Origin of the sequence: Pedobacter sp. MR22-3 (assembly GCF_026240075.1) — a bacterium.
Classification (GTDB): domain Bacteria; phylum Bacteroidota; class Bacteroidia; order Sphingobacteriales; family Sphingobacteriaceae; genus Pedobacter.
The window spans coordinates 229,622-254,986 of record NZ_JAPIVF010000008.1 but is presented as its reverse complement, the minus strand read 5'-3'; the positions used below and the strand labels follow the sequence as shown (position 1 = coordinate 254,986).

Here is a 25,365-nt window from a genome sequence, read left to right as displayed (position 1 = left end):
AATATGCACAGCGTTCACTTGTGTTTTTCCGGCTACACCGGATAAGCATTCTTTTAAAAGATTTCGGAAGGATAACCGAAAAACAGCGCTGAATAAACCGAATTGCCCATGATTAAAAAACTACTTCTTACCAGTGTATGTGCCCTCATCGGATGTATTTCTTATTCCTTTGCGCAGCAGAAAGTCAAAATTGATAGTCTACCTAAATTTCAGGAAAATATTTTCATCAATACCGATACGATATCTGTACCGCTGATTTATGAAAATCCCTTATTAATGGGGCAAAACTATATTTATAAACTCCGGCTTGATTCTATCGTTAAAACCGTTCCCCTTCCTTATAACGAATACGTTCAGCAATACATCGATATTTATGCCAAGCGAAAAGATTTGTTTGGCAAAATGATGGGCTTATCAAATTATTACTTTCCCATTTTTGATAAAGCCCTGAAGGATTTTAACATTCCGCAGGAAATTAAATATTTAACTATTGTAGAGTCGCAAATGAATCCGCATGCCATTTCGAGGGTGGGTGCTACCGGGATCTGGCAGTTTATGTTTGGAACAGGGAAAGCTTACGGATTAAAGATGGACAACTTCGTAGATGAGCGGAAAGATCCTATTCAGGCCAGTTATGCAGCTGCCCAATATTTCAGGGATGCTTACGAAGAGCTGGGTGACTGGCTTTTGGCTATCGCTGCTTATAATTGTGGCAAGGGTGCCGTTACACGTGCAATGGCCAAAGCCGAATCGCGTGATTTTTGGGAAATCAGGCAGTTTCTACCTAAAGAAACCAGAAATTATGTGCCTGCTTTTATTGCTGCGGTTTATGTGATGAACTATTCAGGCAAACACCAGATTACACCACAAACCTGCAGTCTATTTTTAAAAACCGATACTGTTCAAACCAACCATTTTGTTTCTTTAGCCGAACTGGCAAAAGCCTTGAATGTTGATGAGACAGCGCTTTTTGCCTTAAACCCATCTTATAAGAAAAAAATTGTAAATGGTACTGATGAAGAACCAAAGCGAATTATCATCCCTAAACTAAGGGATATTGATTACGCCGGCGTTTATGATGCATTGTATAATGCTGATCTCGATGTAAATATGCGTGTCGTTCAGGCCAGTACTGACGATGTAAGGGACTTAAGAAAATCAAGAATCCGCCAGGCTGTAACCCATCATGCCGCTATTATTCATCAGGTAAGTGCCGGACAATCACTAACCACAGTGGCCAATAAATATGGCGTTGAAGTGCAGGATTTAAGGGTTTGGAACGGCTTAAAAAGTAAAACCATTGTGCCCGGGCAACGGCTTAAAATATTTGCCAAAAATGTCAATCGCCTGAAAGCACCTGTTTCCTTTTTAAGTTATACCGTTAAACCCGGCGATACCCTTTCAGAAATCGCTGAAAAATTTAACGGCGCTACCGTTCAAAGTATTAAAAGAGATAACAGGCTTTCAAAGGCAGGTTTGCATGCAGGGATGATTTTAAGGATCAGCAAGGGCTAGGTCGTTATTTTGCTATTGGCTTAAATATCAATCAGAAAATTATACCCCTGAAGGTTTTTAAAACCCTCAGGGGTTTTTAATTCTTTTAAAGAATCGTACCTTTGCCCGTCACTAATAAGTTACTTAATGAGTAATATCAATAGAAAGCAAGATGCGCTCGATTACCACTCGCAAGGGCGGCCCGGAAAAATACAGGTAGTACCTACAAAACCAACAACTTCACAACGTGATTTAACCATGGCTTACTCACCAGGAGTAGCAGAGCCTTGTTTAAAAATAGCAGACAATACTGATGATGTTTACAAGTACACCGCAAAAGGTAATCTTGTTGCCGTGATCAGTAATGGTACGGCGGTTTTAGGCCTGGGGAATATTGGTCCGGAAGCCAGTAAGCCTGTAATGGAAGGTAAAGGTTTATTGTTTAAGATCTTTGCTGATATCGATGTATTTGATTTAGAGTTGGATACTAAAAATATAGATGATTTCGTAAAAATTGTGAAGGCCCTGGAGCCGACCTTTGGTGGCGTGAACCTGGAGGATATTAAAGCCCCGGAATGTTTTGAAATAGAAACCCGCTTAAAGCAGGAAATGAATATCCCGGTAATGCATGATGACCAGCATGGTACAGCCATTATTTCAGGCGCAGCGCTGTTAAATGCCTGTGAAATTCAGAAAAAGAAGATTGATAAAATTAAGGTTGTGGTAAGTGGGGCAGGTGCTGCTGCGGTTTCCTGTTCCAAGATGTATCTTTCTTTAGGTGTAAAAAAAGAAAATCTGGTGATGTTCGACATCAATGGATTGATTAATACGGAGCGGACTGATCTTGATGAGATGCGGATGTATTTCGCAACCAGCAGAAAAGATATTGGTACAATTGGCGAGGCCATGAAAGGTGCAGATGTTTTTATCGGCCTTTCGGCAGGAAACGTTATCCAGCCGGAGATGCTGATGGGCATGGCTAAAAACCCGATTGTTTTTGCCATGGCCAATCCTAATCCTGAAATTGCCTATGAACTGGCCATCAAAACCCGTAAGGATTTAATTATGGCCACCGGTCGTTCTGATTATCCAAACCAGGTAAATAATGTATTGGGTTTCCCTTACATTTTTCGTGGTGCTTTGGATGTTCGTGCCACAACCATTAATGAAGCCATGAAAATTGCTGCGGTAAAGGCCATTGCTGAACTGGCTAAACGCTCTGTACCAGAAGCCGTAAACCTGGCATATAATGCCCGTAACCTGAAGTTTGGCAGGGATTATATTATTCCAAAACCAGTTGATTTCAGGCTGATTACGGAAGTTTCAATTGCAGTAGCGAAAGCCGCCATTGAAAGTGGCGTGGCACGTAAGGTGATTACCGACTGGGATGCCTATTCAGAAGAATTAAGAAAACGTTTAGGTTTGGATGATGCCATTATGCGTTCCATTACCACAAAAGCTAAATCTGATCCTAAACGGGTGGTATTTGCTGAGGCAGACAATTATAAAATTTTAAAAGCAGCTCAGATTGTTAAGGATGAGAATATTGCGATTCCGATTCTTTTAGGTAACCGAGAAAAGATTCAGGCTATTATTGATGAGCACGCACTGGAACTGCATGGCGTAGAGATTATTGATCAGATGCAGAATCCGGCAAAAACCAAACAATACGCAGCAGCACTTTACAAAAAAAGACAACGTAAAGGTGTATCTATCAACGATGCAACAAAATTGTTAAGAGATCGCAATTATTACGGGGCATCAATGGTTGAATTTGGGGAAGCCGATGCGATGATTTCCGGATTAACCAAAAATTATGGTGATACCATTAAACCCGCATTACAGGTTATTGGTGTAGAGCCAGGCGTTAAGCGTGTGGCTGGGATGTACATGATGATGACCAAAAAAGGCCCGGTTTTCTTTGGTGATACAACGGTAAACGTTGATCCTACTGCCGAACAGTTAGTGGATATTACTTTGCTTTTGGATAAATCTGTTAAACAATTTAATATCAAGCCGCGTATCGCATTATTATCCTATTCAAACTTTGGTTCAAATGATGGAGTAACACCAAATAAGGTAAGGGAAACAGTGAGAATCCTTCACAAAAACCATCCTGAAGTTATTGTGGATGGAGAGATGCAGGGTAACTTCGCTATAAATAATGAACTTTTAAAAGATAATTTTCCATTTAGTACGCTGGCTGATGAACCTGCAAATACTTTGGTTTTCCCTAACCTTGAATCCGGTAATATTGCCTATAAGTTATTACAGGAACTGGGGGGGGCTGAAGCGGTAGGTCCCATTTTGCTGGGTTTAAATAAACCTGTTCATATTGTTCAGTTAGGAAGTTCGGTGAGAGAGATCGTAAATATGGTTACTATTGCAGTGGTAGATGTTCAGGCAAAAGAAGAAATTGCCGAAACTTCAAAACGAAAAGGTATATTTACAAAAACAACAAAGAAATAATACGCCATGTACGCCTATATTGATGGTAAATTAACATACAAAAATCCAGCATTTGTTGTGGTTGAAGCCGGAGGTGTAGGCTATCATATAAACATCTCATTAAATACTTACAGTGCGCTTGGCGATGCAGAACGGTGTAAATTATACACCTGGTTATATGTAAAGGAAGATGCACACACTTTATACGGCTTCGCTGATGAAGGCGAACGCCGTTTATTTTTACATCTCATTTCTGTATCTGGAATAGGACCCAATACAGGAAGAATGATTTTATCTTCCATTACCCCTGTTGAAATTCAAACTGCCATTGTCAAGGCAGATTTGCCGCTCATTCAAAGAATAAAAGGCCTGGGTGCAAAAACCGCACAACGTCTGGTTTTAGAGTTGCAGGATAAACTAAAAAAAGAAGGCGCAGATTCATTAATTTCTATGCCTCAGCACAATACAATTAAAGATGAAGCGTTATCAGCTTTGGTAATGCTCGGATTTGCCAAACAAACAGCCGAAAAAACTATCGACCAAATATTAAAACTCACAGAAGAAACACTTTCTGTAGAACAACTAATTAAACACGCTTTAAAAAAACTCTAGATCCTAACGCCTTTGAAGAGAATCTCTACACTTCTTTTTCTCATCTCCTTTTTCTTGCTCGCTCCCAAAAACGTAATCTCACAAGTTGTTCAGCGCAAGGCTGATACTGCTTTGTCGAAAAATAACTTCAGTTTAAAAGAAAAGCAACGCATCGGGATCAGATCGTCACAAAGTCCTTTTGCTCCACTGCCTAATAACCTGAAACAGGTTGTGGAATACGATGCAAAAAATAAAAGATACATTGTAAAGCAACTGGTTGGAGACAAGTATGTTACGCAAACCCAATATTTAACACTTGATGAATACAGCCGCCTAATTAACAGTGAAGTAAAACGTGGTAACTGGCGGAGTATTTCCAATGCAGAGGTAGACGATTTTAGAAATACAGGTATTATTCCTAAAATTCAGGTAAACAGCAAGGCCTTCGAGAAACTTTTTGGCGGAACAACCATTGATATTCAGCCCAGGGGAGAGGCCGAGCTTACTTTTTTAGGCCGCAGAAATAAAAATGAAAACCCTTTGTTCAATGAACGACAAAGGGTGCAGACCAATTTTGATTTCAATCAGCGGATTCAAATGGACCTGATTGGTAATATTGGTACGAAACTGAAAATCAAAAGCAATTACAACACCGAAGCACAGTTTGATTTTGAAAACCAGATTAAGCTGGATTATACTGGTGGAGCTGACGATATCATTAAAAAAATTGAAGCAGGTAACGTGAGTTTGCCTCTGAATACCAGTTTAATCACCGGAACACAAGCCTTATTTGGTGTGAAAACTCAACTGCAATTTGGGAAACTAAATGTGACCAGTGTTTATACGCAGCAAAAATCAGAGTCGAGAGAACTTCGTATCACCAATGGAGCACAGCAAAACGAATTCTCTGTTTCTGCAGATGGTTATGAAGCCAATAAACACTACTTTTTGGCCCAGTATTTTCGTAACAACTATAATAAGCATTTGGCTAATGCCCCGATCATTACCTCGCCTATTCAGATTACCAAAATTGAAGTCTGGATTACCAATAAAGCCGGTAGCACCACTGATTCAAGAGATGTATTGGGTTTTTTGAATCTGGGTGAAAACCAGCCTTTTAATCCGGGTGCAATAGCGGGAGGCGGTTCCGCACTTCCGGCAGGTTCAACAGCAACGGGATTTCCGCAGCAATCTAATAATTTATTGGCGAGTTTACCTGCTGATGCCAGACTCACTAATTCAAATGCCGTTATTTCATTTTTTCAGGGTAATGGCGGTACAGATCAGTATGCCAAACTTACCTATGCCAGAAAATTAACGGAACGTGAATTTACTTTCCAGCCACAGTTGGGCTATATTTCCTTAAATAATCCGCTCAATGCGGATGAGGTTTTAGCCGTTGCCTATCGCTATACCTATAATGGAGTAGAATACCAGGTAGGTGAGTTTTCTACCGACATCACTTTTGATGCTGCTAATCCTAAAGTGCTTTATGCAAAGCTGCTAAAAAATGAAACCACCAAAATCAATCTGCCCACCTGGGACCTGATGATGAAAAATATTTATTCCATTGGTGGGTATCAGATCAGTCCGATCAATTTTAAACTTGATATTTTTAGAATAGACAATGAAACAGGGGTTGAAAAACCCATCATGACAGAAGGGCAAAATACTGCAAACAGACAATGGATTTCGTTAACAGAATTTGACCGCCTGAACCAGCAAAATGAAAAGAAGCCTGACGGAATTTTTGATTTTGTAGCTTCAAACAATGCCTTTGGATCTTACTTCTCAAATAACGCTGCAAATAACAGCACTTTTGGGTCCAATTTATCTTTGAATGGCCTGAATGCATTAATCAGCAATACCAATTCAGGATATATCACCATCGACCCTGCTAACGGAAGGATTATCTTTCCCATTATTGAACCTTTTGGTCAGGATCTGGCCAGCAAATTTCTTCCAAGTGAGCAGGCTTTAATTGATAAATATACTTTTACGGCACTCTATGATTCAACGCAGTTGATTGCCAGACAATTGTTCCAGAATAAAAACAGGTATGTAATTAAAGGACATTATCAATCGGAAGTGTCTTCTGAATTTAGTCTGAATGCCATTAACGTTCCGGAGGGTTCGGTAAAGGTTTTTGCCGGAACAATGCCTCTGCAGGAAGGGGTAGATTTTACCGTAGATTATCAGGGTGGAAGGGTAAGCATCATCAATCAGGCATTGTTAATTTCCGGTCAGCCCATCAGGATCACGACAGAAAATAATGAGCTTTTTGGCTTGCAGCAACGGTCGTTATTTGGAACACGATTAGATTACCGGCTCAATAATAAGCTAAATCTGGGCGGTACATTTATGAACCTTACAGAGAAGCCGCTGACTCAAAAAGTAAATTTAGGTGAAGAACCCATATCCAATACCATTTGGGGTGCTGATGTGAATTACAGCTCCTCATCCAGGTTTTTAACCAAACTGGTTGATAAACTTCCGTTTATTTCTACCAAGGCACCATCAAGTGTAAATTTTTATGGAGAGTTTGCACAACTGGTTCCGGGGCATCCGAGGGCATTAAATTTTGCGGGCAGTAAAAATGGAGTCAGTTACCTGGATGATTTTGAGGCGTCGAGGTCAGTAATTGATTTAAAGAGTGCCATTTCCTGGCAATTATCGGGAACACCACAGGATTTTGCAGAATCGCAATTGATCAATGACCTTACTTATGGCTACAACCGTGCACGGATCGCCTACTATAATATTGATCCGACGTTTTATAATTCAAACGCCACCACTACGCCTGCCAACATCAGAAACAACAGGAACGAACTTTCCAACCATTATGTCAGGCAGGTGATTGAGCAGGAAGTTTTTCCGTTTAAAGAAACGGCAACTGGGCAGGCCCTAAATATTACAACCCTGGATGTAGCTTTTTATCCTACCATTCGCGGGCCATACAATTATGCCCCCACAGGTTTTTCTACTGATGGAAAATTAACAAACCCGCGGCAACGTTGGGGTGGCTTTCAGCGTAAAATTGAAACCAATGACTTTGAAGCGCTTAATGTTGGGTTTATTGAATTTTGGGTGATGGATCCCTTTATCTACAATAGAAATTCTCAGGGCGGTGATATTTATTTTAACTTAGGAAATATCTCTGAAGATATTTTGAAGGATGGCCGAAAATCACTGGAAAATGGATTGCCCGCTACGGATGATCCTACCAAATATGATGAAACAGCCTGGGGGCGTGTTCCGAAACTACAACCAGTTGTTCAGGCTTTTGATAATGATCCTGATGCGAGAAGGGCACAGGATGTTGGTTTGGATGGCATATCTGATGCCAATGAAAGGGCGAAGTTCTCCGCGGCTATTAACCAGATCAAATCGCAGCTAAATGCTACTGCAGCAGCAGAAATTGATCAGGATCCATCGTCCGATAATTACTCTTATTTCAGGGGTCCGGCTTTAGATCAGATCAATGCCGGCATTTTAAAGCGGTATGAAAAATATAATGGTCCGGAGGGAAATTCCAAAACTTCCCAGCAATCGCAGGCGGAACTGGGAATAGAAAATTCAGCATCTACCTCCCTTCCTGACGGGGAGGATATTAACCGCGATAATAACATGACGCAAAGCGATGAATATTATCAATATAAAGTAAGTATGCGGCCAGGGATGGATGTGGGCCAAACGCAATTTATTACGGATAAAGTCACATCGCAGGTAAGATTGGCGAATGGAAATACACAGGCCGTTACCTGGTATCAGTTTAGGATCCCCATTACACAATACGAGAAAAAAGTTGGGAACATCCAGGATTTTAAATCCATCCGTTTCTTCAGGATGTTTATGACCAACTTTGCCGATACAGCCATTATGCGTTTTGCAAAGCTGCAGCTCATCAGGGGCGAATGGCGGGAATTTAATGCTAAAAACACGGCCGATCAGGTTATTGTTGAACCCAGCCTGCCAGCTTTAACACCTGATAATTCCGTAATTGAAGTATCAACCGTTAATATTGAAGAAAACGGGAAAAGAAGTCCGATCCCTTATGTTACCCCTCCCGGTATTCTTCGTGAACGTGATTTCAGTAATTACCGTGGAGATACCCGTTTAAATGAACAGTCACTGTCCGTAACGGTTAAAAACCTGCGTGATGGTTATGGCAGGGCAGCATTTAAAACGGCTTATAGCGATTTCCGTTCATACAAACATCTGGAAATGTATGTACACGCCGAGGCCATTAATAATCAAACCCTGAGCGACCGTGACCTTAGTGCGTTTTTAAGAATCGGAACGGATAACCAGGATAACTACTATGAATATTTAATGCCTTTAAAAATTACCACACCCGGTACCAGCGATCCGAATGCCATTTGGCCTGAAGCAAACCGGATGGATATTGATTTAATCTTGTTTCAAAATGCTAAACTTGCCCGTAATGTGGCCAAACAGGCCAATGGACAGCCATGGCCAATAAATGTTCCCTTTACTTATACTGATGGCGACCGTACCATCATTGTAAAGGGACAGCCGGATATGAGTAAGGTACGGGTGTACATGTTGGGGGTGAAAAACCCTTTAAAAAATAACACGACAGCAGGAGGTGATGATGGCCTGGATAAAAATGTGCTGGTTTGGTTTAATGAACTTCGCTTAACAGAATTTGACGAAAGAGGAGGCTGGGCTGCTACAGCCAGGTTAAATTTAAAGCTGGCAGATTTTGCCGATGTAAATATTTCAGGCAGTAAATCAACTATAGGTTTTGGATCTATTGATTCGAAGGTAAGTGAGCGTAACCGGGCAGATAATGTTTTGTTGGATGTTTCATCTGCTGTAGAACTTGGTAAATTCTTACCGCAAAAATCAGGTGTAAAAATTCCAATGTTTGTGAATTATTCAAAACAGGTTTCTACACCACAATATAATCCACGCACGCCGGATATTGAATTAAAAAATGCCCTTGATCAATCAACTAAAGAACAAAAAGATTCTATTTTAAATTTTGCACAGGATTATACGGTTAGAAGGGGTATCAACTTTACCAATGTACGTAAAGAGCGAACAAATAACAGTAAACCGGCCCGGCTTTGGGATATTGAAAACTTTGCAGCCAGCTATGCATATACACAGTATAACCATCGTGATTTTATTAACCAGAGCAGCATTCAGAATACGTACAGGGCTTCACTGCAATATAGCTATGCGAAAGAGGCTAGAACATATGCACCGTTCGAAAAGATCATTAAGTCGAATATGCTGGGTTTGCTGAAGGATTTTAACTTTAGTATTTTTCCAAGCGCCATTAATTTTAGAATTGACGTAGACCGCCTGTATTCTGAAAATACGTTGAGAAATAATGATCCGGCCAATTCAATTCCAATTTATCAGAATGGTTTCGGAACCACTTTTAATAAAAATTTCAGAATGAGCCGGATTTATGGAATCGCCTGGAATTTAACCCGCTCACTTCAGTTAGATTTTAATGCCACAAACTATTCCATTATTGATGAACCAGATGGCCGGATTGATGGCATGAAACGGGATACGGTTTGGCAAAACCTGAAACGCCTCGGACGTACAACCGATTATAACCATAACCTGAATGTGACCTATACCTTACCCATTGACAAAGTTCCTGGATTAAACTGGGTAACGGTAAAAACAAGATATGGCACAAACTTTAACTGGCAAACCGAACCTTTGTCTACCCTGCTGGATCCAAATATAAATTTAGGCAATACGGTTCAGAACAGCAGAAATATTCAGGTTAACCCCGCGTTGAACCTGACTACCTTATATAACAAATTTGGTTTTATCAGAAATGCCGGTAATAGCGAAGAAACCGGCAATAAATTAAAGAATTTCTTTATCAACTTATTAACCAGCGTAAAAAATGTCAATGCCAATTATGTGCAAACAAAAGGAATCTTTTTACCAGGTTATTTACCAACGACTAAATATTTCGGTATAGATAATGTGACCGGAGCACCGGGTTTAGGTTTCGCATTTGGCAGTCAGAGAGACATCAGGGATATGGCACTTAACAACGGATGGTTAACAACCGATACGCTGCAGACACAGCTATACGTTAATACACTTCGCGAAGACTTACAATTTACCGGGCAAATTGAGCCGATCAGAGATTTGAGGATTACCATCAGGGCAAATAAATCGCAAACCAGGAACTTCTCCTCTAACTACAGGTATGTGGCCAGTGTATCTTCATTTGAGAATTTAAGTGCCATTACTACCGGTGATTATAGTATATCCTATATTGCTTTAGGTACCGCATTTAAAGAAAAAAACTCAAACGTTATTTCCACGCTTTTTAACCAGTTTATGTCTAACCGGATTCTGATTTCAAGAAGGTTAGGCGCACAGAATCCCAACTCTTCAGGTCAGACTGGTGGTTATGCTGATGGTTATGGTAAAGAAAGTCAGGATGTGATGATCTCCGCGTTTCTGGCGGCTTATTCTGGAAAAGATCCTAGTAAAATGAGCATGAATTCTTTTCCGCGGATTCCACTTCCAAACTGGACGCTAACATACAATGGATTAACAAAAATTGCTTTCATTGCTGATCGTTTCACATCCATTGATCTCCGACATGGTTATCGCTCAGCATACAACATTAATGGTTATAATTCATTGTTAAGGTACAGGGAAAGTAACGGGTTCTCGGTTAACCGGGATGTAAATAACAATTTTTTACCTGAGTTTCAGTTCGCGCAGGTAACCGTATCAGAATATTTTTCTCCATTAATTGGTGTAGATACCCGGTTTAAAAATAACCTGAGTGCCACTTTTGAATTAAACAGGTCACGACTGTTGGGCTTGAGTCTGGCCAATAGCCAGCTTGCGCAGTTATCAGAAAACAATGTGGTTTTAGGAATGGGCTACAGAACAAATAAATTCAGGTTTCCTTTTGGCTGGTTTAAAAGTTTAAAAATGGATAACAATATGGATTTTAAACTGGATGTAGCCATTCGTGATAATAAAACAGTAATTTACAGGGCTGATGTGGAAGAAGCTGAAATTTCCTCAGGTGCTAAAAACATTACTTTAAGACCAAGTGTTGATTATGTGTTGAATCAGAAATTTAATGTGAAGCTGTTTTATGATTCAAACATTACCAAACCATATACGTCGCAAACGTTTAATACTTCTTTCAGTAATTTTGGTTTTAGTTTGAGGTTTACATTAAATTAAATTCATCGGGAGAATCTTAATTATCGCTTCAACATTCCAACATAATATTTAACTTTGCCAAATAAATTAAAAATACATGAATTTTCCATCAGAATTAAAATACACTAAAGACCACGAGTGGGTTAAGGTTGAAGGTAACGAAGCTTACATCGGTATTACAGATTTCGCGCAACGTGAATTGGGTGATATCGTTTATGTTGACATTAACTCAGTAGGCGACGAAGTAGCAAAAGAAGAAGTTTTTGGTACAGTTGAAGCTGTAAAAACAGTTTCTGATTTATTTATGCCCGTAACAGGTACTGTATTGGAAATCAATTCAGAATTGAATGATAACCCGGAACTGGTAAATTCTGATCCTTATGGAAAAGGCTGGATGGTGAAAGTATCACTATCTGAAGTTGCTGAAATTGAAGATTTATTAACTGCAGAAGCCTACCAGGCATTGGTTGGCGCTTAATTTATACTATTTTGTACAAAGCACTGAAGCAGCAAAAATGGGCCATATTCTGGACACTGATCGTTTTGGTGCTTTGTAATATCAGGTTGCCGCATACGGAGGGTGATGGATTCTTTTTCGAAGGTTTCGATAAGATGACGCATCTTGGTTTTTTCTTTGTCCTGACAGTTTTCCTTTTTTATGGAAAGATAAAATATCAGCACAGTTACGGCTTCAGAACGTTAACCATTTTTAAAATCCTGCTTATTAACTTCATTATTGGTGGAAGTATTGAGTTATTACAATGGAAGGTTTTCACTTACCGCTCTGCAGAATGGTGGGATCTGGGCTGTGATATGTTGGGTGCCTGTATGGCCGTTTTTAGTTATATATTGCTTCATAAACTGAATTTCGATGAAAAAGATAATTAGTTCAGTGGTTGTAATTGCAACTTTATGTTTAAGTGGCTGCAGTATCTTTAAAAAAGATTGTAACTGCCCGAAAGTCTATTACCAAAGTTATCCTTCTCCAAATAGGTAATAAACATCAACTCCTCCTTTTTTATGAATACAGCTGATTCTTTTGCTGTATTTAAAATGTTACCAATCTTTTAGCGTTCCGCAACAAACCTTTAAGCATCTGGCTAGTCTGATTGCTTAGTTTTGTACATATAATCTAAATTTATTAATGAAAAGAAACGTTCAGAGGGCAATCTTCATAGTGCTTATTTTTTGTAGTTATCTGGCTCAGGCTCAGAATCCTGGCTCAATAAGTGGAAAAGTCATTAATGCCAAAGATAAACAGCCTGTTGATTTTGCCACCATTGCTGTTAGAAACCTAAAAGACTCTGTAGTTGTTGCATCAGGGCAAACGGCACCTGACGGATCTTTCACTTTCAAAGCCATTGCACCAGGAAAATACAGAATTTATGCGGCCTTTTTAGGCTTAAAAACAGCCACCAAAGATGTTGAGGTAGCGAAAGTGGCGGTAAATGCGGGAGATATTGCCATGACTGATGATGGTGTAGACCTTAATACGGTTAATGTAACGGCAAGCATTCCGGTAGTGGTAAAAACAGATACGCTTGAATTTGATGCAAAATCGATTAAAGTTCGTGAAAATGCCGTTGTTGAAGATGTAATCAAAAAACTTCCTGGTGTGGAAGTGGCAAAAGATGGCAGTATTAAGGCCCAGGGTGAAACAGTTACAAAGGTAAAAGTAGACGGAAAAGAATTTTTTGGTTCAGATCCTTTACTGGCAACCAAAAATTTACCTGCAGATATGGTTGATAAAATTCAGGTAATTGATGAGTTATCTGAGCAATCACAATTTTCCGGTGTGGATGATGGTACACGGACTAAAATCTTAAACATCACCACCAAAGCGGGGATGAAAAAGGGATATTTCGGGAATAGTACAGTTGGATATGGCACCCAGGATCGGTATGATGCCAGTATCAATGTCAATAAGTTTGATAATGACCAGCAATTTAGTGTAATTGGTCAGTTCAATAATGTAAATAAGCAGAATTTTGGACAGGGTAATGGTGTTGGAAACGGTTTCGGTGGCGGAGGTCGGGGTAATTTTGGCGGTGGTGGAAGTGGCGCAGGCAGTGGTGGTATTACCAATACGAATGCCGGCGGATTAAACTTTGCAGATACCTACAAAGATGGAACCCAGATTCAGGGCAGCTACTTTTTTAACCGCTCTGATGTATCTAACCAGCAGCAAAGCTTTACCCAGAATTTATTAGGCAATCGTGTTACTACCGTTTCAAATAATGCTGATAACAATACAGACCGCATCAATCACCGGTTTAATTTTATGATCGATACGAAACTGGATTCATCTACAACGATTAAAATTCAACCTAATGTTTCTTATACCGAAAGTGATGCCACAAACCTGAGTAAATATCAAAGGAATTTAATCGAATCTCAAACAATAGGTTCGCAACGGTATATTAGCAATAGTTCTTCGCCAAATATAACCAATAACTTATTGGTGAGAAAAAAGTTTAAAAGACGGGGCAGAACTTTATCACTAAATGTTAATACCTCGATCAATAACAACGATGCCGATAACTATAATTATATCTCCGAAGATAATACAATCAATAATAGAGACACATCAACAGTTACGGATCAGTTGAATAAAGTAAATACCAATTCCATTAATAATACCTCCAGGCTGGTTTATACTGAGCCATTATCCAAAACCACAAGTCTGGAATTTAATTATCAGAATGGATATAGCCATGATAATCAAGGCCGGCAGGTATTGGATTTTAATTCAGCCAGCGGTCAGTATGATTTGGTTAATGTTGATTATACCAATACCTATGAAAACCAGACTTTAACCAATGCGGGAGGCATCAGCTTCACCACCAATGAAAAAAAATATAACTGGAATATTGGTTTAGCCGCACAACAAACCAATCGTGTAAACACCAATCTGACCACTGGACTGGTACGTACCCAGAATTTTATTAATCTTACCCCATCTGCAAACTTCAGGTATAATTTCAGTAACTCCAGAAGATTAAATATACGCTACAGAGGAAATACGCAACAGCCAAGTATCAGCCAGATCCAGCCAATTCCGGATAACACCAATACACAAAGTGTTTTTATAGGTAACCCTACCTTAAAACCTTCCTTTAACAATAGTTTAAATATCAATTATAATAATTTTGATATTGCGAAGGGCAGGATGTTTTTTGCTTTCCTGAGTTTAAGTCAGACATTTAATGCCATTGGTAACAGCAGCCAGTTGGTTACTGATAGTACCGACAGAGACTATGGAAAAATCAGGACCACCTACGTAAATGTAGATGGGGTTTATTCCGGAAATGGTAGTGTTAATGTTGGCATTCCGCTGTTACCGGAAAGAAAACTTACTTTAAACGCATCTTTAAATGCAAATTATAGCCGTAATGTGAACTTCACAACTGGCAATGATAATCCCAATGATTTGGTCAGAAACATTACCAATACCATCGGCATAACCAACCGGTATAATTTTGTGACCAATTTTGATAAGTTTGATTTAACCGGCGGCATTTCCGGAACTTATAACCGGGCAACATATTCTGCTCAGCCCAATGCCAATACTAATTTTTATACCTTGAATCCAAGTTTCGATATCAGCTACGTTTTTCCGGGTAACATCCGTTTAGCTGTTGATCTGGATTATATTAAGAATACCGGAAGGGGAGAGGGCTATAATACACAGTTTACATTAGTCAATTCTTATATCAGCCGCCAGTTTTTCAAAAACAGGGGGACATTCAAAATTGCAGTGAATGATGCGTTTAACCAAAATCAGGGCATTAGCAGAACAGCTACAAATAATACCATTACCGATTTAAATTATAATGTATTAAAGCGATATTACATGTTCTCGTTCACCTACTCTTTAACCCGAATAGGCGGAAGAAATATGAGTGGTGATACGCCGCAAATGCCAACACCGGGGCAGGGTGGCGGACAGCGTTTCAGGATGTAATAAAATAGAATGATATTAAACAGAAGGCTCGTTAGAAAACGGGCCTTCTGTGCTTATAGAATTTTGAAAAGATAGATAAGCCCCGGTTGAACAATAAATTAATCATTGATGAGTCATACCTGTTTAGGATAAAAATCTCTATTTGGAATAAATCTAAAGAAAGGCTAACTTGCGTGCAATTTAGCACATGAACCCAAAGCGATTGAATCATTATTTGATCATGGAGGTCCCGTCTGAGCATAAAATTAGATACAGATGAAACTTTCAAATTTAAAAGTTGGCGAAAAAGGAACAATCATTTCATTTACAGACCTTGATCTTTCTGTAAAACTGATGGAAATGGGCTGTTTGCCGGGAGAAGTAGTAGAGGTTGAACGTTTTGCCCCGCTTGGCGACCCAATGGCTATTCGTGTTGCTGGTTATCAGCTATGCTTGCGTAAAAGTGAAGCTGAAGTCATTGTCATCAATAAATAAGCAGATTTGGATATTAAAGTTGCGTTAGTTGGTAATCCCAATACAGGTAAATCTACTCTTTTTAATCGTTTAACTGGTTTAAACCAGAAAATAGGGAATTTTCCTGGAATAACTGTTGATAAAAAGACAGGTTTTATGAAACTGGAAACTGGTAAAGGGGCTGAAATTATCGATTTACCCGGAACCTATAGCCTGTATCCAAAAAGCAGTGATGAAAGCATTGTATTTCAGGTTTTAGCGGATTCAAAAAACAGTAGTTATCCTGATGTGATCGTATTGGTGGTTGATGCCTCTAATCTTAAACGCAATATGCTTTTATATTCGCAGGTTGCCGATTTGGGAATCCCAATGGTACTGGCCTTAAACATGATTGATCTTTCTGAGAAACAAGGGATCAGGATTGATCTGGATAAACTTGCTGAAAAATTAGGTATTCAGGTGGTCTCTATTTCAGCCCGCAACAATATAGGTATTGATCAACTAAAGTCTGCAATAAGTAATACAAATAAAATAGCTACTCAGTTTCAGGATGTTGATGTAAATAGTCTCGCACCAGCAGCAATCAATGCCATTAAGTCGAAATTAAATTCGGATAATGATTATTATGCACTACAGGTATTGCATCAGCATGAGTATCTCAATTTTTTCACACCAAAGGAACAGGAGGAAATTGAAGCGATAGAGCAATCACATCATTTTGAATCGGCGAAAACCCAGGCCGCTGAAACCATTTTACGCTATAAAAATTTAAGTTTGATCCTCGCCGATGTCGTAACAGACAACGATTCAGCTAAAAAATTTACATTGAGTGATAAGCTCGATTCCATTTTGACCCATAAAATCTGGGGCTTTGCTATATTTTTATTAATCCTCTTTGTTATTTTTAATGCCATTTTTGCCTGGTCATCTTATCCAATGCAATGGATTGAGGCAGGCTTTGGTTTTATAACAGATACAGGTCATGAATATTTACCAGCAGGTATGCTCACTAATCTGGTATTAGATGGTATTGTTGCTGGGTTGGGTGGAATTTTTGTATTTATCCCTCAAATAGCCATCTTATTTGCCTTTATATCTATTTTAGAAGATACCGGCTATATGGCAAGGGTTACTTTTATGATGGATAAGATCATGAGTAAAGTGGGATTAAATGGTAAATCTGTTGTACCCATGATTGGCGGTCTGGCTTGCGCAGTGCCTTCCATCATGGCTGCCCGGAATATTGAAAACTGGAAAGACCGAATGATCACCATCATGGTCACGCCATTGGTAAGTTGTTCAGCAAGGCTTCCGGTTTATATCTTAATTATTTCTTTAATTATCCCATCAAAAAATATATTAGGCATTTTTAACCTGCAGGGATTGGCCTTAATGGTGATGTATTTGGTAGGTGTAATTGCAGCAGTACTGGTGGCCTGGATCATGAAGTTTTTGATCAAAACCAAAGAAAGGGCTTACTTCATTATGGAACTGCCTGTTTACCGAATGCCACGGTGGAAAAACGTGCTTTATACCATGTACGAAAAATCTAAAACTTTTGTTTTTGAGGCTGGTAAGGTAATCATTGCCATTTCTATTATTTTGTGGGTAATGGCTACCTTTGGACCAGGAAACCGCTTTGACCGCATTGATCAGAAATATGCATCGGCACTTGCTGATACGACAAGAGATAGCAAACATATCGAAACACTGATCGCAACAGAAAAGCTGGAAAACTCCTATGTTGGCATCTTAGGACATTGGATTGAACCTGCTATTCGTCCACTGGGTTATGATTGGAAAATAGGCATTGGTCTGATCACATCATTCGCTGCAAGAGAGGCTTTTGTGGGTACAATGGCAACCATTTATAGTGTTGATGGTGGAGATGAAGATACTTCAACCATTAGAGCAAGGATGTCTTCATCGGTAAACAGCCGTACAGGTTTGCCTGTATATACTTTTGCTACTGGTATTTCGTTGATGTTGTTTTATGCCTTTGCCATGCAGTGCATGAGTACTGTAGCCATCGTTTACCGGGAAACGAAAGGCTGGAAATGGCCTGTCATTCAACTGGTTTATATGACCGCTATGGCCTACTTTGCTGCGCTTATTGCCTATCAGTTGCTGAAATAGGAAAGTGGTATAAAGACTAATGGCGATTACCTGGATACTTCAGGCTACGACCTCACGATATGGAATGAATTGTATTATTAACTTTCAACCTGCAACATAAGACAATGGGCTGGAGACTTCCAGCTAAAGACTCCAGACTCTTTACTAAGCTATCCCAGTTCAATCTGCCTTTTAATACTCTCTTCCAGTGAAATCAATGTCTCTGTGCGCTGAATACCATTAACAGCCTGGATTTCTTCATTCAGTACATGACGCAAGTGATTAGTGTCTCTGCAGATAATTTTCGCAAACATACTATATGCCCCAGTGGTGTAATGAAGTTCTACCACTTCTTTTATTTTGCTTAATTGTGCCACTGCATCTTTATATTGAATCCCTTTTTCAAGGTAAATACCTAAAAAGGCACAGATATCATAGCCGGCTTTTTGGGGATCGATAATCAAGTGTGAGCCTTTAATGATCCCCATTTCCTGTAATTTCTTCATTCTGACGTGTATGGTGCCGCCCGAAACAATCAGATCTTTTGCAATTTCAGTATATGGTTTCGTAGCATCCTGCATCAGTTGTTTCAATATATCAATATCGAGGTTGTCAATTTCTAAATTGGAATTGTCTTTTTTAAGCATATTTTTGAATTTTGATAAGCGAATTTACAAATATTTATCAATATTATAAAAATAAAATTAAATGTTTAAAATATTTGTAAGGTATTGCTGCTTCCATTACATTTGTATCAAGCAATTAACAAAAAGGAACGTTCTTTAAAGCATTGCTAAACATACTGTAGGGTGGTGAAACAGGCAGACACACCTCCTTGTCTCGGTGGCGGAGAATAATGGGAATACCAGCAATGGCTAACCACTCCTTGAAGGTTCGATTCCTTCCCCTACAGCGGCTTAGTTCTAAGTCAAGAGTCCATAGTCTTTAGTAGACTTACGACTGTAGACTTTGGACTAAGGACTAAAATGTTGGGTGGTGAAATTGGCAGACACGCCTCCTTGTCTCGGTGGTGGGGAATAATGGGACAAACGCAGTTTATTGGGTTGACCACAATTAATTTTTTGAACTGTAGCTAACTACCCCTTGAAGGTTCGACTCCTTCCCCAACAGCATTTTTTATGAATAATAAGTTAGTTAATTGAGCAATCCTGGATAGGTTGCTCTTTTTCTTTTTATAATCTTCTGATCTGCCACTAAAATATTACATCACTTATCACTATATTACCCCGATAATACCAAATATTTTGTAGTTCCCCATAATGAAAAGAGTTTCAATTAAAGACATTGCCAAGCAATTAAATATTTCTATAACATCTGTTTCCTTTGTGATTAATGGAAGAGCAAAAGAAAAGAATATCAGTGATGCATTAACCAAAAAGGTATTGGATCTGGTGGCAGAGCTCAATTATCAGCCTAATTCTCTTGCTACCAGTCTGAGGACGGGCAAAACCCGGATTATTGGCTTTTTAGTTGATGATATATCAGAGCCATTTTTTTCTGGGATTGCAAAACGTATTGATGAAATTGCATCAGAGCTGGGCTATAAGATTTTATTTAGCAGTACAAGAAATGATACCAAAAAGGCAATTGAGCTACTTCAGATTTTTAAGGACAGGCATGTGGATGGTTATATCATGGCCTTACCTGAAGGATTGGAAGATGAAGTAAGAAAATTGATCTTAACAGATGCTCCGGTTGTACTGTTTGATCGGTATGTACAAGATGTTAAGGCTGACTATGTCATTATTAACAATAAACAAAGCACTGCTCATGCAACTGAGCACTTAATTTCAAATGGGTTTAAAAATATAGCATTCATTACCATTGATTCTGATCAGCAGCAAATGCTGGACCGGCTTTCCGGATATGAAGAAACCATATCACATCACAAGTTAAATTCATTTGTTAAAAAAATAAATTACAGCACGTCAGCAACTGCTATAAAAGAGATTACTGAATTTTTTAATGCAAATAAAAATCTGGATGCTGTTATTTTCGGAGCCAACTACATTAGTCTTGATGGTTTAAGAACTTTCCGTGCGATGGGTTTAAGGATTAAGAAAGACCTCGCTGTAGTATCATTTGATGATTTTGAAATTCTGGAATTTTGTGATCCACCGGTTACAGCGATAGCACAGCCGCTTGAAGCAATAGCCGAAAATATTATGAAAATATTAATGGAAAGACTACAGCAGCATGTTACCGATAAAAAATATAATGAAGTAGTGGTTTCAACCAAATTTAATATCCGGGAATCGAGTTTAAAATCATCATCATAAAAAAAGGGAACGGATGATTAATCTGTTCCCTTTCAATTTAACTTTTTTATTAAACCGTCATTACATCTTTTTCTTTTGCTTCGGCGTGTTTATCTACTTTTATGATATAGGCATCGGTTAATTTTTGGACTTCTGCCTCACCGGTCTTAATCTCATCATCAGAAACACCTTCGCCTTTTAGTTTTTGAATTTTGGTGTTGGCATCTTTACGGATGTTACGCACTGTGATTCGTCCGCGTTCAGCTTCTTCCTTTACCTTTTTAACCAGGTCCCTTCTGCGTTCCTCAGTTAGGGGAGGTACTACCAACCGGATTACAATACCATCGTTTTGTGGGTTGATGCCAATATTTGCCACTTGAATAGCTTTTTCGATCGGTACCAAAAGTGATTTTTCCCAGGGCTGGATCACAATTGTTCTGGCATCAGGTGTGTTGATGCTGGCCACCTGCGATAATGCTGTAGAAGCACCATAATAATCTACAAAAATACCATCAAGCATTCCTGCTGAGGCTTTACCTGCCCTGATTTTAGTAAGTTCTGATTCACAATGATCGATTGCTCTCTCCATAGCAGATTCAGCATCCATCAATTGTAACTGTATGAGTTCGTTCATAATGTGTGTATATCTAAAATATAATTATTTTTATGGTTTATTTTACTAAAGTACCGATTGATTCACCATTGGCAATTTTCATAAAGTTTCCATGTTTATTCATGTCAAACACAATAATTGGCACTTGGTTTTCCTCGCAAAGGGTAAAGGCGGTCATATCCATCACGTTTAAGCCTTTATCGTAAACCTCTCTGAAAGAAATTTCTTCATATTTTGTGGCTAACGGATCTTTTTCAGGATCTGCCGTGTAAATACCATCAACACGAGTCCCCTTTAAAACAACATCAGCTTTAATTTCAATAGCACGTAAAGCAGCTGCAGAATCAGTGGTGAAATAAGGGTTACCCGTACCTGCTCCAAAAATCACAACACGGCCTTTTTCTAAATGACGCACTGCCCTTCTGCGGATAAATGGCTCACAAATCTGTTCCATTTTAATCGCTGTAAGCAAGCGGGTTTTAATTCCGACTTTCTCTAATGCATCTTGTAAAGCCATGGAATTGATTACGGTAGCGAGCATACCCATATAATCGGCCTGCGCCCTGTCCATTCCACTTTTTTCCGCACTTAAACCCCTGAAAATATTTCCTCCACCAATAACGATTGCAATTTCCAAACCTTTATCGTGAACTGCTTTGATATCTTCTGCGTATTGTTTAACGCGTTCATTATCAATGCCATATTGTTTCTCGCCCATTAGCGATTCGCCGCTAAGCTTTAGCAGGATGCGTTTGTATCTCATGACCTCAAAAATATTAACATTTTTTTAATACCTGGCTATCCTTTAAGATAATTGATGTAAATTTTTACGCAGACCAATGACTTTATGGCATTATTGGTTTTCATAAAATAAAAATGGCTGAGTTAATGCTAACCCAGCCATTGATCATGTGTTGTAAGTTTATTGATTAAACCTATACCTTAATCCAAATTGAATCCTCCAGCGTGCAGTTTCATCAACGCTGCTGGAAAAAGTATTTACTAAAGGCGTATTATTATCTGCATTTAAGTATGGGAAAGAGAATGTAGGCTTACCCGTTGCATCAACTCCTTTAAAGTTCAGCAATCCATTTGCCCTGTTCGCAAACTTTGGAACACCCCATGTTTTGTTAATCATGTTTCCGAAGTTAAAAACATCAAAAGTAAGTTGGAGTGAATGTTTCTTACCCTTCAAACTTCCAAATAAATCTTGCGCAATACGGATATCTAATGTTCCGATCACATTACCAACTAAACCATTTCTTTCTGCATATTGGCCTCTTCTCTGATTTAAATAGCTATCTTGAGTAATGTAACTGTTCAATTGTGACCATAACTGATCTGTGGTCCTCGTATCTGCGGAATTTTCAGGTACTAAAACAATATCAGCTTTATTTGCCGGAACAAAAATTAAGTCATTGCCGCTTAAACCATCGTTATTTAAATCATTGCCATAAGTGTACGAATACCGGAAACCATCTTGTAACTGATAAAACATTGAAAATGTTGTTCCTAAATGTTGGAGATATTCTTTTCTGTAGACAACGGATGCAATGAAACGGTTTTTAACCATGTAGCTTGAATAAGAAAGCGCATCTGTATTTGGACTGCCAGAAACCTGACGGTCTCTCCACATGGATTGCGCGATGGAACCACCATCATTAACTGATCTCGAATCGGTATAAGTATAACCTGCCGTGGCAAATAATCCTCCGGCGAATTCTTTAGATAAGGTTCCGGTAATGGATAAACTATGCCCTTTATTGGTATTGGTCATTACAATGGCATCAGATATATTTGGGTTAGCAGGTGTTGGAGTAGCTGAACCATAAATTCTTGAAGCGGTATACCTTGGGCGGTTATCTGCACCCTGAAGAAGTGTATAGGCAGACGTATTTAAATTCGCATTGCGGAAATAAACAGAGTTGATGTCTTTTGAGTATAAGGCTTCCAGTGTTCCGGTAAAGCCTGCTGGTAATTTCTGATCAACAGCTAAATTGGAACGCCAAACCTGCATGAATTTGAAATTCTGATCGGCCACTGCAAGGTTATAAGCTGTATTATTTGCTGCGGTAGATTTGTTTAAATTTCGGTAAGCATCAACATTAGGCGTAAACGGTCTGTTTGTAGGATTCGCAATGGATTCTGATCCAAACTGAACACCATTATTACTTGCCTGGTTTGAGATCCAGACCAATGGAGGCCGTCCCGTAAATAATCCTGTTCCACCTCGAACCTGTGTTTTGCCTGTGTTATTCACATTCCAGTTAAAGCCCAGGCGTGGCGACCATAATATGGCATTTTTAGGAAATCTGCCCACATCGATTTTCTCACCATTTTCAAAGGTTAATTTTTCAACATTAGGATTACTAAGTAATGAAGGGGAAGAAACATTTGTTAAATCTGCACGTAAGCCAGCCGTTAATTTTAGCTGGTCACTAACCATAAAAGCATCCTGTGCATATAAACCATACATATTGGATTGAATTTCTGCATAAGGAAATGATCCATCTGGCAATACGGAATATTGAACCTGATAGCGCGTAGCATTGGAAATGCCATTGTTGGCACTATTATAAAAATCATCTAAACTTTTGAAAGTGTACGTTCCGTAGTAGTTAGGTGCGAAACCATTACTGGTTCTATATCCTTCATAATTGGCTCCAAGCGTAATTTCATGACGGCCAGCATAAATGTTAAAGTTATCTGTAACCTGATAGACTTTGGTTTTTAAACTGTTAAATGCTGTAAAAGGTTCGTAGCCAAAAGCGGTATAAGAGCTGCCATCAGGATTCATGATATCAACCAGCGGAAAAGGTTTATTCCCTTTTGATTCCCGGAAATCGTTCATGTTATTATAACCCACTGTTAACTGGTTAGAGAATTTATTGTTGAAACGTGTTCTGAATTCAAGGTTAACATTATCCATGTTATTGTTAATGCCATATCCGGCAGACTGGAATGGAAGACCCAGTTGCGATGGCTGACGGTTGTTTTTCGGTGCTCCACTGTTGCTGGGTAAGATATCCTTGTATGATCTGAAGTAAAAATATTTTAAGCTTAGAGTATTTTTATCATCAATATTATAATCCAGTTTGGCAGATAATTTATCACTTCGGGTTTTTAATGCATAGTTTTCATATCCACCAGCATCATAGCCCAATGTTTTTAAAAATGTACTTAATTTATCCAGGTCTTCTCCTTTAGCCTGCGAAATATTCGGACCAGTACTTCCATTTCTTGATGCAGTAAAGCCTGTTCCAGGATCTGATCTTCTTTCCAGTTCACCACTTGCAAAGAAAAATAATTTGTTTTTAATAATCGGGCCACCAAAAGTAAATCCATAACCCTTTAAATTGAAATTGGTTACCGGCACCTTAAGGTTTGCATAGTTGTAGTCACTTACCAGGTCCTGATTTCTGTAATAAGTATTTAATGAGCCTTGAAATTCATTGGTGCCACTTCTGGTTACAGCGTTTATAGCCGCACCCGTAAAACCACTTTGGCGAATATCATATGGGGCAATATTTACTGTAATCTCTTCGAATGCATCCATGTTAATGGGTTGAGAACCCGTCTGGCTGCCAATGGTGCCTTGTAAACCAAATGCATTATTAAATAATGCACCGTCAACTGTAAAATTATTGGCAAGATTGCTTCTTCCGGCAATACTCGGGCTACCGAATTGTAAAGAGAATTGTGGTGTAAGCTTAACAAAATCAGTGAAACTCCTATTTAAGGTGGGTAAATTTTGAATTGCTGTTCTGGAAATATTTTGTGAGGCACCTGTCCGGCCAGAATTGAAAATTTTACTCTGCTTGCCAGATACCATTACCTCAGATAGATTGTTTGCATCTTCACTTAAAGTGATGTCTAAGGTAGAACTTTGCCCAAGTGCTAATTTCTCTATACGTTGTACCTGGTTTTTAAAACCGATAAAAGAAACGGTAATAGAATAGGGGCCACCAATACGCATGGCAGGTAAATTATAACGACCATCAGATCGGGTAGATGTAGCATAGCGAGACCCAGAAGGTTCGTGAATGGCAATTACCGTAGCACCGCTTATCGGTCCTTTGGTATCTGCTACGGTACCATTTATAGATGCCGTTGTTTCATTTTGAGCTACTGCATCTATCTTTAAGAAAATTAAAAATATAAATGCAGTAAATAAAAGTAAGATTTTTTTCATGAATTTTTTTTCACAAAAGTAC

At 39.0% G+C, this 25,365-nt stretch carries 14 protein-coding genes and 1 tRNA gene; 11 read left to right on the top strand and 4 right to left on the bottom strand.

The genetic code is table 11. From position 1 onward, the window contains the following. Positions 1–108 precede the first annotated feature (108 nt). The 9 genes from OQ267_RS20420 to feoB all read left to right on the top strand — a co-directional run bounded on the left by OQ267_RS20420 (position 109) and on the right by feoB (position 18,280). Positions 109–1,515: a lytic transglycosylase domain-containing protein gene (locus tag OQ267_RS20420; protein ID WP_265820189.1), complete on the top strand. Its 1,407-nt coding sequence runs from the start codon at positions 109–111 to the stop codon at positions 1,513–1,515. Between the two features lie 126 nt (positions 1,516–1,641). Continuing rightward, positions 1,642–3,963: an NADP-dependent malic enzyme gene (locus OQ267_RS20415; protein WP_088302434.1), complete on the top strand. Its 2,322-nt coding sequence runs from the start codon at positions 1,642–1,644 to the stop codon at positions 3,961–3,963. Positions 3,964–3,969: 6 nt separating this feature from the next. After that, positions 3,970–4,554, top strand: a complete 585-nt coding sequence (ruvA, locus tag OQ267_RS20410; protein ID WP_088302435.1) for a Holliday junction branch migration protein RuvA — start codon at positions 3,970–3,972, stop codon at positions 4,552–4,554. 12 nt (positions 4,555–4,566) lie between these two features. Beyond that, on the top strand, positions 4,567–11,748 hold the full coding sequence (gene sprA, locus OQ267_RS20405) for a cell surface protein SprA (RefSeq protein WP_265837795.1): 7,182 nt from the start codon (positions 4,567–4,569) through the stop codon (positions 11,746–11,748). A 76-nt stretch (positions 11,749–11,824) separates the two neighbouring features. Next, positions 11,825–12,205 carry a glycine cleavage system protein GcvH gene (gcvH, locus tag OQ267_RS20400; protein ID WP_088302437.1) on the top strand — a complete coding sequence of 127 codons (381 nt, stop codon included), beginning with the start codon at positions 11,825–11,827 and terminating at the stop codon, positions 12,203–12,205. An 11-nt stretch (positions 12,206–12,216) separates the two neighbouring features. Beyond that, positions 12,217–12,615 (top strand): VanZ family protein, encoded by a 399-nt coding sequence (locus tag OQ267_RS20395; protein ID WP_088302438.1) that lies wholly within the window; start codon positions 12,217–12,219, stop codon positions 12,613–12,615. Between the two features lie 256 nt (positions 12,616–12,871). Beyond that, positions 12,872–15,691: an outer membrane beta-barrel family protein gene (locus OQ267_RS20390; RefSeq protein WP_265837794.1), complete on the top strand. Its 2,820-nt coding sequence runs from the start codon at positions 12,872–12,874 to the stop codon at positions 15,689–15,691. 255 nt (positions 15,692–15,946) lie between these two features. Next, the gene (locus OQ267_RS20385; RefSeq protein WP_088302440.1) at positions 15,947–16,165 is read left to right on the top strand and encodes a FeoA family protein; all 219 of its coding nucleotides are present in this window, start codon (positions 15,947–15,949) and stop codon (positions 16,163–16,165) included. 6 nt (positions 16,166–16,171) lie between these two features. Next, a complete protein-coding gene (gene feoB / locus OQ267_RS20380; protein WP_265837792.1) occupies positions 16,172–18,280 on the top strand; it encodes a ferrous iron transport protein B in 2,109 nt (702 codons plus the stop codon). 149 nt (positions 18,281–18,429) lie between these two features. On the opposite strand, the gene OQ267_RS20375 is transcribed toward feoB, so the two are convergent. Next, positions 18,430–18,906 (bottom strand): Lrp/AsnC ligand binding domain-containing protein, encoded by a 477-nt coding sequence (locus tag OQ267_RS20375; RefSeq protein WP_025145395.1) that lies wholly within the window; start codon positions 18,904–18,906, stop codon positions 18,430–18,432. A gap of 340 nt (positions 18,907–19,246) precedes the next feature. On the opposite strand from OQ267_RS20375, the gene OQ267_RS20370 reads away from it, so the two are divergent. After that, positions 19,247–19,390 (top strand) — tRNA-Asp (locus tag OQ267_RS20370). 149 nt (positions 19,391–19,539) lie between these two features. After that, positions 19,540–20,559, top strand: coding sequence for a LacI family DNA-binding transcriptional regulator (locus tag OQ267_RS20365; protein WP_253249068.1), 1,020 nt, complete (start codon positions 19,540–19,542; stop codon positions 20,557–20,559). Positions 20,560–20,608: 49 nt separating this feature from the next. Here the strand turns inward: OQ267_RS20365 and frr are convergent, their stop codons facing one another. From frr to OQ267_RS20350, 3 genes are all read right to left on the bottom strand, one after another. After that, a complete protein-coding gene (gene frr / locus OQ267_RS20360; protein ID WP_088302443.1) occupies positions 20,609–21,172 on the bottom strand; it encodes a ribosome recycling factor in 564 nt (187 codons plus the stop codon). A gap of 37 nt (positions 21,173–21,209) precedes the next feature. Continuing rightward, positions 21,210–21,914 (bottom strand): UMP kinase, encoded by a 705-nt coding sequence (gene pyrH / locus OQ267_RS20355; protein ID WP_088302444.1) that lies wholly within the window; start codon positions 21,912–21,914, stop codon positions 21,210–21,212. 159 nt (positions 21,915–22,073) lie between these two features. Then, complete coding sequence (locus tag OQ267_RS20350; protein ID WP_265837791.1) at positions 22,074–25,343, bottom strand: TonB-dependent receptor; 3,270 nt, start codon at positions 25,341–25,343, stop codon at positions 22,074–22,076. Positions 25,344–25,365: the final 22 nt, after the last annotated feature.

What these genes read in the sequence shown, in the direction of transcription:
- pyrH (WP_088302444.1), bottom strand. Translation starts at nt 21,914, where the DNA reads ATGAGATACAAACGCATCCTGCTAAAGCTTAGCGGCGAATCGCTAATG.
- gcvH (WP_088302437.1), top strand. Translation starts at nt 11,825, where the DNA reads ATGAATTTTCCATCAGAATTAAAATACACTAAAGACCACGAGTGGGTT.
- OQ267_RS20365 (WP_253249068.1), top strand. Translation starts at nt 19,540, where the DNA reads ATGAAAAGAGTTTCAATTAAAGACATTGCCAAGCAATTAAATATTTCT.
- ruvA (WP_088302435.1), top strand. Translation starts at nt 3,970, where the DNA reads ATGTACGCCTATATTGATGGTAAATTAACATACAAAAATCCAGCATTT.
- OQ267_RS20390 (WP_265837794.1), top strand. Translation starts at nt 12,872, where the DNA reads ATGAAAAGAAACGTTCAGAGGGCAATCTTCATAGTGCTTATTTTTTGT.
- frr (WP_088302443.1), bottom strand. Translation starts at nt 21,172, where the DNA reads ATGAACGAACTCATACAGTTACAATTGATGGATGCTGAATCTGCTATG.
- OQ267_RS20385 (WP_088302440.1), top strand. Translation starts at nt 15,947, where the DNA reads ATGAAACTTTCAAATTTAAAAGTTGGCGAAAAAGGAACAATCATTTCA.
- OQ267_RS20375 (WP_025145395.1), bottom strand. Translation starts at nt 18,906, where the DNA reads ATGCTTAAAAAAGACAATTCCAATTTAGAAATTGACAACCTCGATATT.
- OQ267_RS20420 (WP_265820189.1), top strand. Translation starts at nt 109, where the DNA reads ATGATTAAAAAACTACTTCTTACCAGTGTATGTGCCCTCATCGGATGT.
- OQ267_RS20350 (WP_265837791.1), bottom strand. Translation starts at nt 25,343, where the DNA reads ATGAAAAAAATCTTACTTTTATTTACTGCATTTATATTTTTAATTTTC.
- OQ267_RS20415 (WP_088302434.1), top strand. Translation starts at nt 1,642, where the DNA reads ATGAGTAATATCAATAGAAAGCAAGATGCGCTCGATTACCACTCGCAA.